The 16,418-nt window shown below is 34.9% G+C and carries 15 protein-coding genes; 13 read left to right on the top strand and 2 right to left on the bottom strand.

Annotation, left to right across the window (positions count from 1 at the left end):
- The first annotated feature begins 74 nt into the window (after positions 1-74).
- From ord to lplA, 11 genes are all read left to right on the top strand, one after another.
- Entirely contained in the window at positions 75-1,121 is a 1,047-nt protein-coding gene (ord, locus tag ACJDUG_RS10395) for a 2,4-diaminopentanoate dehydrogenase (RefSeq protein WP_406769830.1), read from the top strand.
- Positions 1,122-1,136: 15 nt separating this feature from the next.
- Positions 1,137-1,439 carry a 2-amino-4-oxopentanoate thiolase subunit OrtA gene (ortA, locus tag ACJDUG_RS10390; protein WP_406769829.1) on the top strand — a complete coding sequence of 101 codons (303 nt, stop codon included), beginning with the start codon at positions 1,137-1,139 and terminating at the stop codon, positions 1,437-1,439.
- On the top strand, positions 1,432-2,844 hold the full coding sequence (ortB, locus tag ACJDUG_RS10385) for a 2-amino-4-oxopentanoate thiolase subunit OrtB (protein WP_406769828.1): 1,413 nt from the start codon (positions 1,432-1,434) through the stop codon (positions 2,842-2,844). The genes ortA and ortB overlap by 8 nt, the downstream gene beginning before the upstream one ends.
- 6 nt (positions 2,845-2,850) lie before the next feature.
- Positions 2,851-3,222, top strand: coding sequence for an ornithine aminomutase subunit alpha (locus tag ACJDUG_RS10380; RefSeq protein ID WP_406769827.1), 372 nt, complete (start codon positions 2,851-2,853; stop codon positions 3,220-3,222).
- Positions 3,212-5,389, top strand: coding sequence for a D-ornithine 4,5-aminomutase subunit OraE (gene oraE / locus ACJDUG_RS10375; RefSeq protein WP_406769826.1), 2,178 nt, complete (start codon positions 3,212-3,214; stop codon positions 5,387-5,389). Before ACJDUG_RS10380 ends, oraE begins: the two co-directional genes overlap by 11 nt.
- A gap of 300 nt (positions 5,390-5,689) precedes the next feature.
- Positions 5,690-7,021: a GlmL-related ornithine degradation protein gene (locus ACJDUG_RS10370; protein ID WP_406769825.1), complete on the top strand. Its 1,332-nt coding sequence runs from the start codon at positions 5,690-5,692 to the stop codon at positions 7,019-7,021.
- Between the two features lie 20 nt (positions 7,022-7,041).
- Positions 7,042-8,109 (top strand): ornithine racemase Orr, encoded by a 1,068-nt coding sequence (gene orr / locus ACJDUG_RS10365; protein WP_406769824.1) that lies wholly within the window; start codon positions 7,042-7,044, stop codon positions 8,107-8,109.
- A gap of 278 nt (positions 8,110-8,387) precedes the next feature.
- Entirely contained in the window at positions 8,388-8,771 is a 384-nt protein-coding gene (locus ACJDUG_RS10360; protein ID WP_406769823.1) for a MarR family winged helix-turn-helix transcriptional regulator, read from the top strand.
- 161 nt (positions 8,772-8,932) lie between these two features.
- A complete protein-coding gene (locus ACJDUG_RS10355; protein WP_406769822.1) occupies positions 8,933-9,286 on the top strand; it encodes a carboxymuconolactone decarboxylase family protein in 354 nt (117 codons plus the stop codon).
- Between the two features lie 56 nt (positions 9,287-9,342).
- Entirely contained in the window at positions 9,343-11,073 is a 1,731-nt protein-coding gene (gene lpdA / locus ACJDUG_RS10350; protein WP_406769821.1) for a dihydrolipoyl dehydrogenase, read from the top strand.
- Positions 11,066-12,052 (top strand): lipoate--protein ligase, encoded by a 987-nt coding sequence (gene lplA, locus ACJDUG_RS10345; RefSeq protein ID WP_406769820.1) that lies wholly within the window; start codon positions 11,066-11,068, stop codon positions 12,050-12,052. Before lpdA ends, lplA begins: the two co-directional genes overlap by 8 nt.
- A gap of 112 nt (positions 12,053-12,164) precedes the next feature.
- Here the strand turns inward: lplA and ACJDUG_RS10340 are convergent, their stop codons facing one another.
- Together ACJDUG_RS10340 and ACJDUG_RS10335 are read right to left on the bottom strand one after the other, a co-directional pair.
- Positions 12,165-12,662, bottom strand: a complete 498-nt coding sequence (locus ACJDUG_RS10340) for a hydrogenase maturation protease (RefSeq protein WP_406769819.1) — start codon at positions 12,660-12,662, stop codon at positions 12,165-12,167.
- 109 nt (positions 12,663-12,771) lie between these two features.
- Positions 12,772-13,758: a tocopherol cyclase family protein gene (locus ACJDUG_RS10335; protein ID WP_406769818.1), complete on the bottom strand. Its 987-nt coding sequence runs from the start codon at positions 13,756-13,758 to the stop codon at positions 12,772-12,774.
- Between the two features lie 176 nt (positions 13,759-13,934).
- Between ACJDUG_RS10335 and ACJDUG_RS10330 the strand changes: the two genes are divergently transcribed.
- Positions 13,935-14,858, top strand: coding sequence for an alpha/beta hydrolase family protein (locus ACJDUG_RS10330; RefSeq protein WP_406769817.1), 924 nt, complete (start codon positions 13,935-13,937; stop codon positions 14,856-14,858).
- Between the two features lie 199 nt (positions 14,859-15,057).
- Positions 15,058-16,401, top strand: coding sequence for a serpin family protein (locus ACJDUG_RS10325; RefSeq protein ID WP_406769816.1), 1,344 nt, complete (start codon positions 15,058-15,060; stop codon positions 16,399-16,401).
- Positions 16,402-16,418: the final 17 nt, after the last annotated feature.

Raw genomic sequence — 16,418 nt, 5'->3', positions numbered from 1 at the left:
TTAAGTTGGCATGAATTTTGCTATATATTATTTTGTAAGAAAAATTTTCAAATTTTATTAAGGGGGATTTATTAATGGAAAACGTAAGAGTAATAATGTGCGGACTTGGGGCTATGGGAAGCGGAATGGCAAGAATGATTCTAGACAAAAAAGGAATTGAAATAGTAGGTGCCATTGACAGCTATGAAGGAAAAATAGGCAAGGATTTAGGAGAAGTTTTAGCTATAGATAAAAAGGTTGGAACTATAGTTAGCGGAGACTTTAATAAAACTATAAGTGAAACAAAGGCAGATATCGTTATACTAGCTATAGATTCCTTTGTTAAAAATGTATATCCATATATTAAGACTATAGTAGAAAACAAAATTAATGTTATTACAATAGCTGAAGAAATGTCCTATCCTTTTGTAGTTGCTAAAGAGCTTTCTGAGGATATGGATAGACTAGCTAAGGAAAATGGAGTTACAATCCTTGGAACAGGAGTAAACCCTGGTTTCGTATTAGATACATTAATAGTAACATTATCAGCAGCATGCAGAAAAGTTACTTCAATTAGTGCTTCTAGAGTAAATGACTTATCACCATTTGGAACAACAGTTATGAGGACTCAAGGCGTTGGAACTACACCTGAAGAGTTTGAAAAGGGACTTAAGGACGGATCAATAGTAGGACATGTAGGCTTCCAACAATCAATACCAATGGTTGCTAAGGCACTTGGAATTGAAATTGATGAAATAGTAGAAACTCGTGAACCAATAATATCAAATACTCATAGAGAAACACCATATGTTAAAGTTGAACCAGGAATGGTTGCAGGCTGCGCACATATTGGTTATGGAATGAAGGATGGTAAGGCTGTTATTACACTTGAGCATCCACAACAAATTCACCCACAAAGCGAAGGAGTAGATACTGGAGACTACATAGATATTAAAGGAGATCCAGATTTACATCTTTCAATTAAGCCTGAAGTTCCTGGCGGAATTGGAACTATGGCAGTTGCTGTAAATATGATTCCTCAGGTTATAGCTTCAAGACCAGGACTTAAGACAATGTTAGATATGCCATTACCTCATGCTATAGAAAACAGCTTTGCAGAGGCAGTAAAATATTATAAATAAGGATGGCGAAATACTATGCTAAGTAAAGGAAGCTATGTAGAAGTTGAAAGACAGGTATTAAGCTCAGAAGAGAGAGCTTCTAATATTCCTGAAGAAACTAAAAATACACCTCTTATGCTTTGGGCAAAGGGCTTTTTAGAGGAAGCTAGTGATATGGGAAAGTTAGGAAAGATAGTTACAGTTAATGGACGAAAAGTTGAAGGTATAATAACTGAACTTAATCCTTCCTACACTCATGACTTTGGCGAATTTGTGCCTGAAATACTTTATATAGGTGCGCAGGCCAAGGCTATACTAAGGGGTGAGAAAAATGACTAAGTATGAAGAGATGATGGCTAGAAAAGGCGAGATAATGCTTAAATCTGTAGGTGTAGATTACTCAAAATATGAAAAGGGCAAATTATCCTTTGATTATGAGAAGATGATGAGAGAAGAAGGCTACACACTGCAGGATATTATGAAAATACAAGAGGAGGTTGGAGTAGGAAATACTCCTCTCCTTGAACTAAAGAATATTACAGAGCTAGCTAGAAAGGTTTCTAAAACAGGAAAGGCAGCAAGAATCTTTATTAAGGATGAAAGCGCAAATCCATCTGGGAGCTTTAAGGACAGAAGAGCATCAGTAGCAGTTTATGATGCTAAGAAAAGAGGCTACACAGGAGTTGCATCAGCAACCTCAGGAAACTACGGCTCAGCTGTGGCATCACAAGCGGCAATGAGGGGACTTAAGAGCCTAATTGTACAGGAATGCTATGATTCAAAAAAGATAGGTCAGCCGGAAATACTTGAAAAGACAAGAAAATGTGAGTGCTTAGGAGCTGAGGTTTTAAGACTTACAGTAGGTCCAGAGTTATTTTATACCTACTTAAAGGCACTAGATGAAACTGGGTTTTATAATGCCTCACTATATTCCATTAACGGAATAGCAGGAGTTGAAACCTTAGGCTATGAAATAGCAACTAACTGCAGGGAACGCTTTGGAAAAGATCCAGATGCTGTTGTTATAACTAATGCCGGGGGTGGAAATGTAACTGGTACAGCAAGAGGCTTATTAAAAGCAGGTGCTGTAGATACAAAGATTATTGGAGCATCAGTTGATTTAAGCGGACTTCATATGGCTTCAGATATTGATTTTAATAGAAAATCCTTTACCACTGGACACACAGGCTTTGGAATTCCGTTTATGACAAACCCAGATAGATCAGATGTACCTAGAAGTGCTGCTAGACCTCTTAGATACTTAGACAGATATGTGACTATTCCTCAAGGCCAGGTTTTTTATATGACTGAGCTATTAGCCCAGTTAGAAGGACTTGAAAGAGGACCAGCGGGAAATACTTCCTTAGCAGCTGCCTTTGTTATTGCCCAGGAAATGGAAGATGACCAAATATTGGTAGTTCAAGAAACAGAGTATACAGGAGCTGGAAAGCACATAATTCCACAGCTTAGCTTTGCAAAGAAAAATGGTGTGGAAATAAAAGTAGGAAATCCAGAAGAAGAGATTCCAGGAAAGAATATAATACTGCCAAGTCATCCTTCAAAGCTTACTGCAAAGGAAATAGACTTAGGCAATACAAGAAAATCCTATATTTCAAATGCAGTTAAAAATAAAGGCGTTACTGAAATAGGGAGCTGTGACTTAGACTATCTAAGTGAAGAAACTAGATTAGATAAAGATGCAGTTCTAGAAATACTTAAAACTTTAGATATAAAGGTAGGGTAGATATAAATGAAAAGAGAAGACGATTTTAATACTAGAAGAGAGCATTTAAAAAATTTAAGTGACGAGGAATTATATAACCGCTTTTGGAGCTTAACAGAGCAAATAGTAAAACCTATGGTAGATTTAGCATATAAACATACCTCACCTGCAGTTGAAAGATCAGTTCTACTTAGAATGGGCTTTTCAAGCTTAGAAGCTGGAAGCCTAGTTAAAGAAGGCACAAAGTGGAACTTACTTGGAAAAGGTCTTGGAAATGTTGTGTTAACTTATTCCAAGCTTAAAAATGTTCCTTATTTAGAGGCTGGAGAAGAACTAAGCAGAGGAATAGGCTGGGAGAAAGTTCATGCTGTAATGAGAGGTGAAAACAATGCTAAATAGAAATGAGAAGCTAGATATTAATGAAATATTAAAGGATCTTGAGCACTATGCTCCTAAGAGAAGAGGCTGGCATTGGAGAGAAGACTACCATGAAAAAATGGGAGAATTTGAGTACCAGGAAATATCAAAGCCCCTAACTCAAAGTGAACCACTTCCTGCAGCTAGATCCTTTGCTAAAATAGACCCTCAGCCAAGGCCTGTTATAACAACAGAAATAGCTTCTGGAAGATTTGAAGATGATATAAGAAGAATGAGAATGGCAGCTTGGCATGGTGCTGACCACATTATGGTTATAAGAACTGCAGGACAAAGCCATTACGACAGCTTAATTGAAGGAACACCTGAAGGCATAGGCGGAGTTACAGTTACAAGAAAAGAGGTAAGAGCTTCAAGAAAGGCACTAGATTTAATTGAAGAGGAAGTAGGAAGAGAAATAAACTTCCACTCCTATGTATCCGGAGTAGCTGGACCTGATATAGCTGTTATGTTTGCTGAAGAAGGCGTTAATGGAGCTCATCAGGATCCTCAATATAACGTTTTATATAGAAACATAAACATGATTAGATCTTTTGTAGATGCTGCAGTAGCTAAAAAGGTTATGGTTTGGGCAGATATGCTTCAAATAGACGGTGCTCACAATGCCAATGCAACTGCTATGAAGGGCTATAAGGTAATGCCAGAGCTAATGGTTCAGCATGCTATAAACAGCAAGTTCTCAGAAATGGTTGGAATGAAAAAGGGAAATATTGCACTTTCAACAGTTCCTCCAACCTCAGCTCCAGCACCTTGTATGAGAATAGATATCCCTTATGCTGTAGCACTTAGAGACTTCTTTAAGGATTACAGAATGAGAGCTCAAATGAACACTAAATATATAGAATCCTGTACTCGTGAAGCTACAGTTGGACATACTTTAAATCTAATGATTTCAAAGCTTACCTCTGCAGATATTCAAAGTACAATTACACCAGATGAGGGAAGAAACGTTCCATGGCATTATAACAACATGCATGCAATTAATACTGCTAAGCAGGCTTTAATTGGCATGGATGGACTTATGGACATGATAGAGCTTAAAAAGGAAGGCTATCTACCTGAAAAGGTTAGAGAACTTAAGGAAAAGGCAGTACTATTCCTAGAGGAAATAATCGAAAACGGCGGATACTTTAAGGCAGTTCAAGATGGCTTCTTTGTTGACTCAGGTGAATATCCAGAAAGAAACGGAGACGGTATTGCAAGAAAAATTGAGGGCGGCATAGGCGTTGATACAGTTGTAGAAAGAGAAGATGACTACTTTGCACCTGTATGTGCTCACTTTGGCTATAACAATGTTCCTAAGGAATATGAGCATGCCTGTGATGCAATTGATGGCTGTACATTATGTAAGCATGAAAAGATTAAGTATATAGATGAACTAGATGAAAATGACAATGTTAATGTAAGACTTGAAGCTGTAAAGGATAATGGAACAATAATTCCAGAAGTTCAATGGAAAAATGATGGTATAGTATCTGTAACCTTATTTATACCTGAAGACATAAGAATTGCTGAAGCTGCTGCTATTGAAATGGGTAAAAATATGAACCTAACAGATGTAGAAGTTATTCATAAGCAGGTAATGCAGGAAGCTGAAGGAACACTTGTTGAAATAAAAGGTAAGGTTAACTTTGCTATTGATAAATCAAAGCTTGTTATTCCAGAACCAAAGGTAGTTTTAGCTGATGACGTTATTAGAGATTTTATAAAGAATCATCCTGTAAAGGTTGTTGCTGGTACTGTTGGTGAGGATGAGCATTCAGTTGGCCTAAGAGAAATAATAAATATTAAACACGGCGGTATAGAAAAGTATGGCTTTGAGTGTGAATATTTAGGAACCTCCTGCCCAATAGAAAAGCTTATAGACGCAGCTATTGAAACAAAGGCACAGGTTATACTTGCAAGTACTATAATTTCTCATAATGACATTCACGTTAAGAATATGAAAAAGCTTCATGATCTTTGCGTTGAAAAGGGTGTTAGAGATAAGCTTATTTTAATCTCTGGCGGAACTCAGGTTAGCGATGAGATAGCTAGAGCAAGCGGTATGGATGCAGGCTTTGGCAGAGGTACCCACGGAAACAACGTTGCTACCTTCATAGTAGAAGAGCTTCAAAGAAGAGAAGAGTAAAAATGGGATGTCGTAAAATATAGAAAATGAATCCGCTGCAATATATAAAATCTGCTTCATGAGCTGATGGCTGCATAAGAAGCTCTAAGTTCAGAATAGCCCCAAAACCAAGTGTTTTCGTAAAACTCACATTCGTTCAGACAAACGAACAACACTAAGGTTTTGTGGCTATTCTTTCACTAAGACCTTCTAGATATCGCCAAATGCTTCATTCCGCATATTTTATATATTTCCGCTAAATTTCATTTCTGTAAATTTAAAAACAACCACAATTCTAAATGGAGTGGAGGTGAAATATGAATGAAGGCTGACTATTTAATTTCTGAAGTTGGAAGTACAACTACTGTAGTTACGGCTTTTAAGCTCACCGATATGGGGATAGAGGTTGCAGCTCAGGGGAAGAGCTATACTACAGTTTTAGAGGGAGACGTGACTATTGGTTTAAGGGCTGCCATTAAGGATATGGAAAGAGAGTGCGGGGAGGAAGTTACCTGGAACAGAATGCTTTCTACAAGCAGCGCAGCTGGAGGCCTTAAAATTACTGTACATGGTCTAGTGGAAGACATGACAGTTAAAGCTGCAAAAGAAGCAGCATTAGGGGCTGGGGGAAATATTAAGCTAGTTACAGCTGGAAAACTCAGAAAAAGCGATATTAAAAAAATAAAGGAAATAGATCCAAACCTCATTATGATTGCTGGAGGTACTGATTATGGCGAAAGGGAAACAGCACTTTATAACTCTGAGCTAATAAATACTGAAATATCCAATAAGCCAATAATCTACTGCGGAAATATTGCAAATCATGAGGAAATAAAGGAGATCTTTGAAAATAAGGAATTATATATAGTAGATAATGTATTTCCAAGAATAGATGAGCTTAATGTAGAACCCTCCAGAAAGATAATACAAAATGCCTTTGAAAACAACATCATAAAGGCTCCCGGCATGAATAAAATTAAGGAAATGGTAGACGGAACTATTATGCCAACTCCTGGAGCAGTTATGGAAAGTGCAAAGCTTTTATATGAACTGCTCGGGGATGTACTTGTTCTTGATGTAGGTGGGGCTACAACTGATGTACATTCTGTAACTGATGGAAGCACTGAGATCTTAGATATTTTAGTAAGTCCGGAGCCAAAGGCGAAAAGAACCGTTGAAGGGGATCTTGGGGTTTACGTTAACAGCGCCAATATTATAAATCTTTTAGATGTAAGGGATATAAAGGAAGCTTCAATAGAAAGCATAAGAGAAAATATTAAGCCAATTCCAACTACTGAAGAAGAAATTAATGCAAGCTCTCTCTTAACAAAGAAAGCTGTAGAAATTGCCTTAAACAGGCATGTTGGCTATATAAAGAGAAGCTTTGGAGCAACTAAAACCTTTCTAGCTTATGGAAAGGACCTTTCAAAAATAAAATATATTGTTGGTACTGGCGGAGCCCTAACAAGGCTTCCTTATGGGGAAAATATTTTAAATGATATAAGATACACAAAAGAAGATATGTCCATGCTTCCGAAAAGCTCAGCAAAGGTATTACTGGATAAGAACTATATAATGGCCTGCGCTGGAGTATTAAGTAAGGAAAATAAAGAAGCTGCAATTTGTCTTTTGAGAAATAGCTTGGGGATTTAACTATTGAAGGTGGGGTTTAAATGAAAAAGGAATATCCTTGTATTGAAGTAACTTTAAATAAAATTACACATAATGTTTCAGAGATAAATAAGCTTTGCAGAGAAAAAGGCATAGATATAGTTGGTGTAAGTAAGGTTTTCTGCGCTAGAAAAGAAATTGTAGAAGCAATGCTTGAAGGCGGCATTAACGTAATTGGAGACTCTAGACTAGAAAATTTAAAAAAGCTAAAGGATATAAACTGCAAAAAGCTGCTTCTTAGAATTCCAATGGAAAGCCATGTTACAGAGGTTGTAAAGTATTCAGATATAAGCCTAAACTCTGAATACGAGACAATAGCCATGCTTTCTAGGGTAGCAAAGAGAGTAAACAAGGTTCATAACATTATATTAATGGTAGACCTTGGAGACTTAAGAGAAGGGGTTTTAGAAAGTGATGTATTAACCACAGTAGAAAAGATCCTTAAGCTTCCTAATATTGTGCTCTCTGGAATAGGAACAAATTTAACCTGCTACGGCGGAGTTATTCCTGATAAAACTAATTTAGGGAAGCTAATAAGCTTAAAGGAAGCTATAAAGGATAAGTTTAAAATTGAACTTCCAATAGTTTCAGGTGGAAACTCCAGCAGCCTATATGCAGTTATAGATAACAGCATTCCAGAAGGTATTAATCAGCTTAGAATAGGTGAAGGAATTGTACTTGGCCGTGAAACTGCCTATGGGAAGGATATTCCTAATTGCTACAAGGATGCCTTTATTCTAAAGGGTGAAATAATAGAAATAAAGGATAAGCCTTCAATACCTATAGGGAACATTGGCATGGACGCCTTTGGTGAGACTCCTCATTTTACAGATAAGGGGATTATGAAAAGAGCAATAGTTGCTCTAGGTAGACAGGATATTGCTCCAGAAGGCCTTATGCCATTAGATGCTGGAATAGAAGTTATAGGAGCAAGCAGTGATCATCTAATACTAGATATAACGCACAGCAGTAAAAAGTACGATGTTGGAGGCGTTGTGGATTTCACAATAGACTACGGCTGCTTACTTAGAGCTATGACTTCACCTTATATTAAGAAATATGCTGTATAATTAAAATTCTTATTTTAAGGCTCAACGTTTAATGAAATATATTTATTTTATATGCCAGACCTAGGTTATCTCTGGCATATTTTTTTATGGAAAAATACTCAATAACAGCAGTAAAGTTGAAATTTTTACTTATTAATGGTAAAATTCTTTCTATAAAGAGAAGCTTTTAAAATAAGTAAAATGGAGTCTTAACTTAAACTTATAAAAGTTAAGTTTTAAAGGAGGCTAAAATGTTTTTTAATTTAGATAATTGAGTGGGATATATAACTGAGAATGCTATGAAGCAAGTCTCAGAGGCCTTCGGTCGAAGACTTCAAAATACAACCATAACACGAGTTCAGTGGATTGCACTTTACTACTTAAAAACCCAAAAGAGAATTTCTCAAAAGGATCTATCTAGGCTTATGAATGTTAAGGATTCTAGTGCAGGAAGACTAATTGATCGCTTAGAGAGAGACGGCTTAATTGAAAGAGAGCGAAATGAAATTGATAGAAGAGTTATTTATTTAAACCTTACTGATAAAGGAGACAAACTTATTTCTGATTTAATACCTTTTGGTACTCAGTTCAACGATGATTTGCTAGCGGGCATTGATGAAAAAGACCTTTTGATTTATGATAAGGTATTAAAAAAGATGCTTTCAAATATTGAAAATAAATAAAGAAATTAGATTAATACTTGCTTTTACGGGTAAATAATACCAGTAGGCAAGTATTTTTTTAAAATATTGTTTGAAATTTAACAAATTATTTGCTATACTTAATATATAAATACTTGCTATGCTTAATATTGCATAGACAAGTAAATTAAGGAGGTAATAATATGGCTTATAATGTTAGAGAAATGCTTAATTCATTTGTAGGTGGACTTGAAAACCTTTCAAAAACAAATCCTGAACAGGTAGGAGCTTTTATGGGATTACTAGGTGCATCCTATGAACCAAAGGCTTTGGATCTTAAGACTAAGGAATTGATGAGTGTAGCAATAGGCTGCTACAACAGATGTGAATATTGCATCGTTTACCATAGCTACAAGGCTTTTGAGGCAGGCGCAACAAAGGAAGAGATAATAGAGGCAGCAATGGTTTCAGTAGCTTTTGGCGGTGGGCCATCTATGGCATATTCAGTTACCTTGCTTAAAGAGTGCATTGAGGAATTTGAAGGAGATTTTAAATAAAAAAAGGGGCTTTGCCCTTTTTTCTTTTAAATAGTTTATTTGGAGGAGTATACGATATGAAGTATGATTTAATTATTGAAAAGCTTTCCGGCCATGATACTTCAGGGAAGGTAGGTAAAATAAATAAAAAGGCAGGAGATACTTTAAACTCTGGGGATATTATATTTACCATTGAATCCGGTAAGGGCACTATGATATATATATCAAAGTACAATGGGATTTTAGAACAATTATCCATTACAGAAGGGGATACAATAAAGAAAAATCAAGTTATTGGGAAAGTAGATGGAGAATTAATTAACAAGGAGGCTGAAAAAGCTCAAGCTGCAGCTTCGAATCAGCCTAAAAAGACAGCCTACTCCTTTGGACTTGCAAAGCCTATACAAAAAAGCTTTGAAGTAGATGTGGCTGTTGTTGGAGGAGGACCTGGTGGTTACGTCTCAGCTATTAGAGCAGCACAGGGTGGAAAAAAAGTCCTTATAATTGAAGAGGACAGACTAGGAGGAACCTGCCTAAATCATGGCTGCATTCCTACAAAAGCCCTTGTAAGCAGTGTAGATGCTTTAGAAAAAATCAGAAATGCAGAAAGCTTTGGCTTAGAAGTAGAGACAATAAAATTTTCTCTTGAGAAAATAATGGGGAGAAAAAATGAAGTGGTGAATACACTTGTCTCCGGCATTGAGCATCTTATGGAAGTGCATCAAATAGAATATATAAGCGGTAAGGCTGAGGTAAAGGATTCACAAACACTTTTAGCTAAAAACAAGACAATTGATGCTGTTATTAAGTTTGAGAAACTAGTAATAGCAACAGGTTCTAAGCCTTGTTCTCTTCCAATAGAAGGGGCCTCCTGCCATGATATTCTTACAAGTCAGGAGCTTTTAGAGCTAGCTGAGATTCCTTCCTCCATTACAATTATTGGGGGTGGAGTTATAGGAATGGAATTTGCTTTTATTTATAATACCTTAGGTTCAAAGGTAAATGTAGTAGAATATTTTCCTCAGATTATAAATACTGTAGATGAGGATGCTGCAGATGTTATAAGAACATCTGCAAAAGAGAGAGGAATTAATATTTATGAAGGTGCAAAGGCAGTCTCCATTAAAACTGCTTTGGACGGAATGAAAATTGTTGAAATTAATAAAGATAATGAAACAAAATATTTAATCAGTGAAAAGGTAGCCACGGCAGTCGGAAGAAAAGCAAATTTAGATTCTCTTGACCTAGAAAAGCTTCAGGTTAAGCTAAATGAAAAATGTAATGGTATAATGGTGGATGAATTTATGAGAACAAGTAATCCTAATATATATGCCATAGGCGATATAACAAACAAAATTCAATTAGCCCATGTAGCATCACATCAAGGAATAGTAGCAGCAGATCATATAAATGGTATGGATAATGAAATGTGTTATGACTTGGTACCAAGTGCAATATTTACTATGCCTGAAATGGGGCAGGTTGGAGTAACTGAAAAAGAAGCTCGTTTACAAAAGCTTGATTATATTGTTGGAAAGTTCCCTTTAATGGCAAACGGTAAAGCTCAGGCTATGGGAGAAACAGAAGGCTTCGTTAAGCTAATTGGAAACAAAGAAACAAGAAAGGTCATAGGGGGCACAATTGTGGGAGCACATGCAACTGATATGCTAAGTACTATTAGTAATATTATAGCTTCAGGTTTAACTATTGATAGCGCCCAGCACGTACTTTACGCACATCCAACCATTGCTGAAGCAATACATGAAGCATTATTAACCATAGATGGAAGGGGAATTCATTTTGCGTAAAAAGTTTAGAATATATATTTCTAAATCCGTAGATCCAAAGTTCAATTTATCCTTAGAAGAGTGGCTAATGAAGAACTGTGAACATAATGAAGAAATATTATTTCTATGGCAAAATGAAAATACCATTGTTATCGGAAGAAACCAGAATCCTTATAAGGAATGTGATGTAAAAAAGCTTACAGAGGATGGAGTTCAGCTGGTAAGAAGACTATCAGGGGGCGGAGCAGTCTATCATGATCTAGGAAACTTAAATTTTACTTTTATTGCCTCCGAGGAAAATTATAATGTAGAACATAATATGAATGTGATTTTAAATGGTATTTCAAAATTTGGTATACAGGGCTGTTTCAACGGCAGAAATGATTTGCTGGCAGGTGATAGAAAGTTTTCAGGAAATGCCTTTATTAGCGAAAACGGCATGAACTGCCATCATGGTACGCTGCTTGTAGATGTGGATTTTAATAAACTTAATAGATACTTAACTGTATCTCCCTTAAAGCTTATGTCTAAGGGAATAGAATCTGTTAAAGCCAGGGTAATTAACCTTAAAGAAATATCTACGGAAATAACTATTGAAAATTTAAAGGAAGCTCTCATATCAAGCTTTAATGAGCTTAATAATGCTAAGTGTAAAAGGATAATTTTAGATGAAAATGCAGTTGATGTAGCTTATTACTTTAAAAAGTACGGTTCCTGGGATTGGAATTATTCAGAAAGTCCTGATTTTACAATTACCTTAGAGTCAAAATTCCACTGGGGCCTTATAGAAATTAATATAGAATTTTCAGATGGATTAATTAAAAACTGCAGGTTCTACACAGATGCTCTCTTGCTTGAGGATTTTCAAAGGTTAGAGAAAAAACTTCAAAATGAACAATTTAAGAAGGGAAATATATTAAAAGCTATAGAAGAATGTATTAATAATACTGAGATTAAAAAGGATCTTTGGTGCCTAGTAAATAGTAAACTTCAAGCTTAGTTATTGTAATAAAGCTTAACAATAGAAGTTTTATTTTAACAGGCATCTATACTAAACAAGCTAAGAAAGTACCAGTCTAGTGGTACTTTCTTTTTAACATTAAGAGGATGAATTAATTAAGGCAGTTTAATTGATTCTGAATAATGCTTATATCCATAGTATTTGGTGAATATTTAAGCACCTTTATCAGATTCTTAACTTTATCGCTTATTAAATTAAATTTATTATCTAGCCTCTCACTTAAATTCTTATCAAAGGTTATTTTATCAATTTCAATTCCTATTATATAGCCTGATCTATTCTTATCACCGCATAGGGAATTAAGATGGCTAATATCATGCTTTGTAATGAAGCTGTTAAAATGAGAATTATATTTATCTATGGGCATCAGGGTTATAGTTCCAGGCTCAAGGCTGTAGCAGGTTGCATCCAGCACAAATAATAAATCAGAGTCTTTAAATTCCTCGCAGCAAAAATCTGCAGCAGTTTCTCCAAATAATACCTCTATATTTTCATTAACAAGTTCATCCTTTAGGTCTTCTGCTACTTTTACAGCAATGCCCTCATCACACATAAGACTGTTACCAATAGCAATTAACTTTGTGGACATCAAAATCTCCCTCCTAAATTACTTTATAGAACACGAAGATTATTAATCTTTGTGCCTCCAAAATTTATCATATATAATTATATGCATTAATATACATTATAATAGCATATTAATGAATAAAATCCAAGATATTTTTTTGCTCACCGCCATATTCTATTCCAGTACACTCACCTACATCTTCGAAAACGTTTAAATCATTATTCTTATCAAAGAGCCTAAGATGGACAATCCCTTTAAGATTCTCCTCCAGCATTGGTATCATTTCACTACCTTTGGGACCATAGCAGAGAATGAACCTCTCCTTATTTGTCTTGGTATGAATATACATTTTGTATCTATTGTTTTCAATAGTAAGCTCAACATCTCCACTGTCTTCCACAATATTTATTGTACTTTTATTCATGGTAGTAAATTTATAAAACTTATTATTAAATAAAAAGCCAATGAGAAAGCCTCTAAAGCTGCTCCTTAGAAATGGTATGTGACCGATTGAACAGCTTAAGGCTGCTTTATATTTTTTAAAGCAGTTGCACTGAACCCAAATCCAAGAAAGAGGGAAGGACTTTCCCCAGTTTTTTTCAATGTAGCCTTTTCCATTATTAAAATCTATAATTTCACCATTAACATTAAGACTGCCACTTAAGTCAAGGTCAATAGCACAAACCTGACTGTAGCATTCCATAAAGGGTATGAAATTATAATAGCCCATGCTGCCAGGGCTTATTAAGGAATCCGGCCATTTAATTAAGTTTTTAAAATATATAGCTCCAAAGATCTTAAGTTTATCTTCATTAATATCAATAGACATTTTATCTAAGGAAAAACTGTTTCTTCCTACACCAATATTAAATTTCTTATTATTCCAAGTAAAATCCACAATATCATATTTAAAATAGTTAAACTCTGCCTCATTTCCCCTTAGTAATTGAATAAAGGAATGAGATGTAGTTTCACTACTTCCATAACTTATACCTGGAATAAAAGCAAATACCTGCTGCCTTTTTGCATCCACTACTTTAAAATACCAGCCTTCAAAATAATCTTTTCTCTTGAACTTACCATGATACAAATTAGGATAAAAAATCTCTTTAGACACAACTATTCCTCATAATCTTTCTTATTAATTTTAGTCCTTATTTTTTATTATTGACTATAATAGACTTAAAATACAGGTTAAAATAAGTAGGGGGAAATATATAGACAAATATAAAATATAAATATATACTGATTTTAATAATGTGGATAATAATGGATGCCGAAGGGAGTATTTAAATGGTTAATGAAAAAATAGTTATAGGCGCTGGAACAAGATATCCTTTAAATGGATTATTGACATTACCTGATAATGCTGATGGATTAATTCCTGCAGTTGTTTTGGTTCAAGGCTCAGGTCCAAGCAATATGGATGAAAAGGTTGGAAACAACTATCCCTTTAAAGATCTTGCTGAGGGACTTTCTGACAAAGGAATTGCAGTACTGCGCTATGATAAGAGGACCTTTGTCTATGGTAAAGAAATGAAAAGTGATAGAACACTAACTATTAAGGAAGAAACCATTGAAGATGCCGTTCTGGCTGCTGATTTACTAAGAAAGGATTCACGTATAGATTCAAATAAGATATTTATAATAGGACACAGCTTAGGAGGAATGTTAGCTCCACGAATTGATGCAGAAGGCGGAAACTTTGCTGGCATCATTATTATGGGAGGTTCCCCTCGAAAGCTTGAAGAAATTATGATGGATCAAAGTAATGAGGTTTTAAATTCACTTAATAAATTATTGAAAATAATTGCAAGGAAGCAAATAGCAGCAATGTCATCTAAGTATGAAGGTATTTATAACCTTAGTGATGAAGAAGCAAAAGCAACCTTAGTGATAGGAAAGTATGTCTACGCTTATTACTTTAAAGAAATGGGTGAACATCCATCTATTAACTATCTTAATAATTTGAATAAACCCTTATTGATTTTGCAAGGAGACAAGGATTTTCATGTTTCAGTGGAAAAAGATTTTAAGGTTTATAAAAGTTTATTAGGTGATAAGAAGAACGTTACATTTAAGCTTTATCCTAATTTAAATCATTTATTTATGCCTTATGTTTACGGAAGGATACTTAAAATGAAAAAAGAGTATAAGGTTCCACAGCATTTTGATAAGCAAGTTATAAATGATATTTCCAGATGGATTCTTTCATAACTGCAAGATACATGAATTTTTAATTGCTGCTTAAATAAGGAGGAATAGCCCTTCTTTTGCTGTATTTTTTATACCAAAGTATATTACTTATAAAATTCTTACTTAATCTTATATAGAATTAAGGTTTTAATTTCAAGATGGTCCAAACTGGTAATTTTAACGTATAAGATAGTAAAGGATATTTATAAGGGGTGATAACTTGAAAAAGAAGAAACTAAAAGTCTTGATTATAACTATGGGAGTAATTGCTGGAATGGCTGGCTGCAGCAGTAAAGGCTCAAAAGCTATCAATAATTTAGAAACAAATCCAGTTAAAGATAGCAATTTGGAAAAGGCAGCTGTAATTAATGCTGTAGTAAGTCCTGTATACCCCAAGAGTATAGCTTTTGGGGATTATGATGGATGGTTTTCTGTAAAAAACGACAACAAACTAGAAGAAAGTTTCTCAAATTCACTAAAAAATTTTTCTATAAAATCAACTTCTGAGGTTTTAAAGAATCAAACAAAAAACATTACCTATTCACCTGTAAGTCTTTATATGGCACTTTCGCTTGCAAGCTCAGGAGCAGCTGGAGCAACGCAAGAGGAGCTGCTAAAAGCACTTAGCTCAGGGGATAAGAAAACAGACTTTATAAGTGAACAAAACGGTAAGCTTTTCAGACTCCTATATACTAATAATGATATTGGAAGGCTTAACCTAGCAAATTCCCTATGGCTAGATAAAGGAAACAAATTTAAAAAGAGCTTTTTAGATAATGCCGCAAAGAATTTTTATGCTTCTATATATAATATTGACTTTCAGGATAAAAACTCATCAAAGTTTATGTCTGATTGGATATCTAAAAATACCAATGGAATTCTTGCACCACAAATAAATCTTGAAAAAGAGCAAATTATGTCCATTATCAACACTATTTACTTTAAGGATCAATGGGTAGATAAATTTGATGAGAAGGCAACTAAAAAGGACACCTTTTATTTAAAGAATGGTGAAGACATTAAATGCGATTTCATGAACAGAACCTATGCAACTCACAGCTTTATTAAAGGTGATGGTTTTACTAGTTCAGCCTTAAGTTTAAAGAATTCTAATAGTATGATCTTTATTCTTCCTGACAAGGGCATAAGCGTAGACAGCTTATTGGAGTCACCTGAAAAGGCTGCAAAGCTTTTTGATGAGGGTGATATTAAAAATGGAGAAGTAATTTTTCAGATACCTAAGTTTTCCTACGGCAGCAGCCTTAGTCTTAAGGAAACCTTAAATAGCTTTGGAATAAAAAAGGCCTTTGAAAAAACTTCAGATTTTTCAGGTATTACTGAAGGTACAGCTTTTATTTCAGATGTAAAGCAGGAAGCCCATATAGCTATTGATGAAAAAGGGGTGGAAGCAGCTGCCTTTACAAAAATAGATTATAGTGGGTCAGCTCCTCCAAAGAAAGAGAAGGCAGAAATGATCTTAAATAGGCCTTTTATATTTGCTATTGAAGGAAGCACTGGAGATATATTGTTCGTTGGAATAGTTAATAACCCAAATGAAAAATAAAAAAAGAGGAGAAATTA

This window comes from Candidatus Clostridium stratigraminis (genome assembly GCF_045310675.1).
In the GTDB taxonomy this organism is placed as follows: Bacteria; Bacillota; Clostridia; order Clostridiales; family Clostridiaceae; genus Clostridium_AT; species Clostridium_AT stratigraminis.
The sequence above is the reverse complement of the archived record's forward strand: the minus strand, read 5'-3'. Positions and strand labels throughout refer to the sequence as shown.

What these genes read in the sequence shown, in the direction of transcription:
- ACJDUG_RS10355 (WP_406769822.1), top strand. Translation starts at nt 8,933, where the DNA reads ATGGCTTATAATGTTAGAGAAATGCTTAATTCATTTGTAGGTGGACTT.
- ord (WP_406769830.1), top strand. Translation starts at nt 75, where the DNA reads ATGGAAAACGTAAGAGTAATAATGTGCGGACTTGGGGCTATGGGAAGC.
- oraE (WP_406769826.1), top strand. Translation starts at nt 3,212, where the DNA reads ATGCTAAATAGAAATGAGAAGCTAGATATTAATGAAATATTAAAGGAT.
- ortA (WP_406769829.1), top strand. Translation starts at nt 1,137, where the DNA reads ATGCTAAGTAAAGGAAGCTATGTAGAAGTTGAAAGACAGGTATTAAGC.
- orr (WP_406769824.1), top strand. Translation starts at nt 7,042, where the DNA reads ATGAAAAAGGAATATCCTTGTATTGAAGTAACTTTAAATAAAATTACA.
- ACJDUG_RS10380 (WP_406769827.1), top strand. Translation starts at nt 2,851, where the DNA reads ATGAAAAGAGAAGACGATTTTAATACTAGAAGAGAGCATTTAAAAAAT.
- ACJDUG_RS10360 (WP_406769823.1), top strand. Translation starts at nt 8,388, where the DNA reads ATGAAGCAAGTCTCAGAGGCCTTCGGTCGAAGACTTCAAAATACAACC.
- ACJDUG_RS10370 (WP_406769825.1), top strand. Translation starts at nt 5,690, where the DNA reads ATGAAGGCTGACTATTTAATTTCTGAAGTTGGAAGTACAACTACTGTA.
- lpdA (WP_406769821.1), top strand. Translation starts at nt 9,343, where the DNA reads ATGAAGTATGATTTAATTATTGAAAAGCTTTCCGGCCATGATACTTCA.
- ACJDUG_RS10340 (WP_406769819.1), bottom strand. Translation starts at nt 12,662, where the DNA reads ATGTCCACAAAGTTAATTGCTATTGGTAACAGTCTTATGTGTGATGAG.
- ACJDUG_RS10330 (WP_406769817.1), top strand. Translation starts at nt 13,935, where the DNA reads ATGGTTAATGAAAAAATAGTTATAGGCGCTGGAACAAGATATCCTTTA.
- ortB (WP_406769828.1), top strand. Translation starts at nt 1,432, where the DNA reads ATGACTAAGTATGAAGAGATGATGGCTAGAAAAGGCGAGATAATGCTT.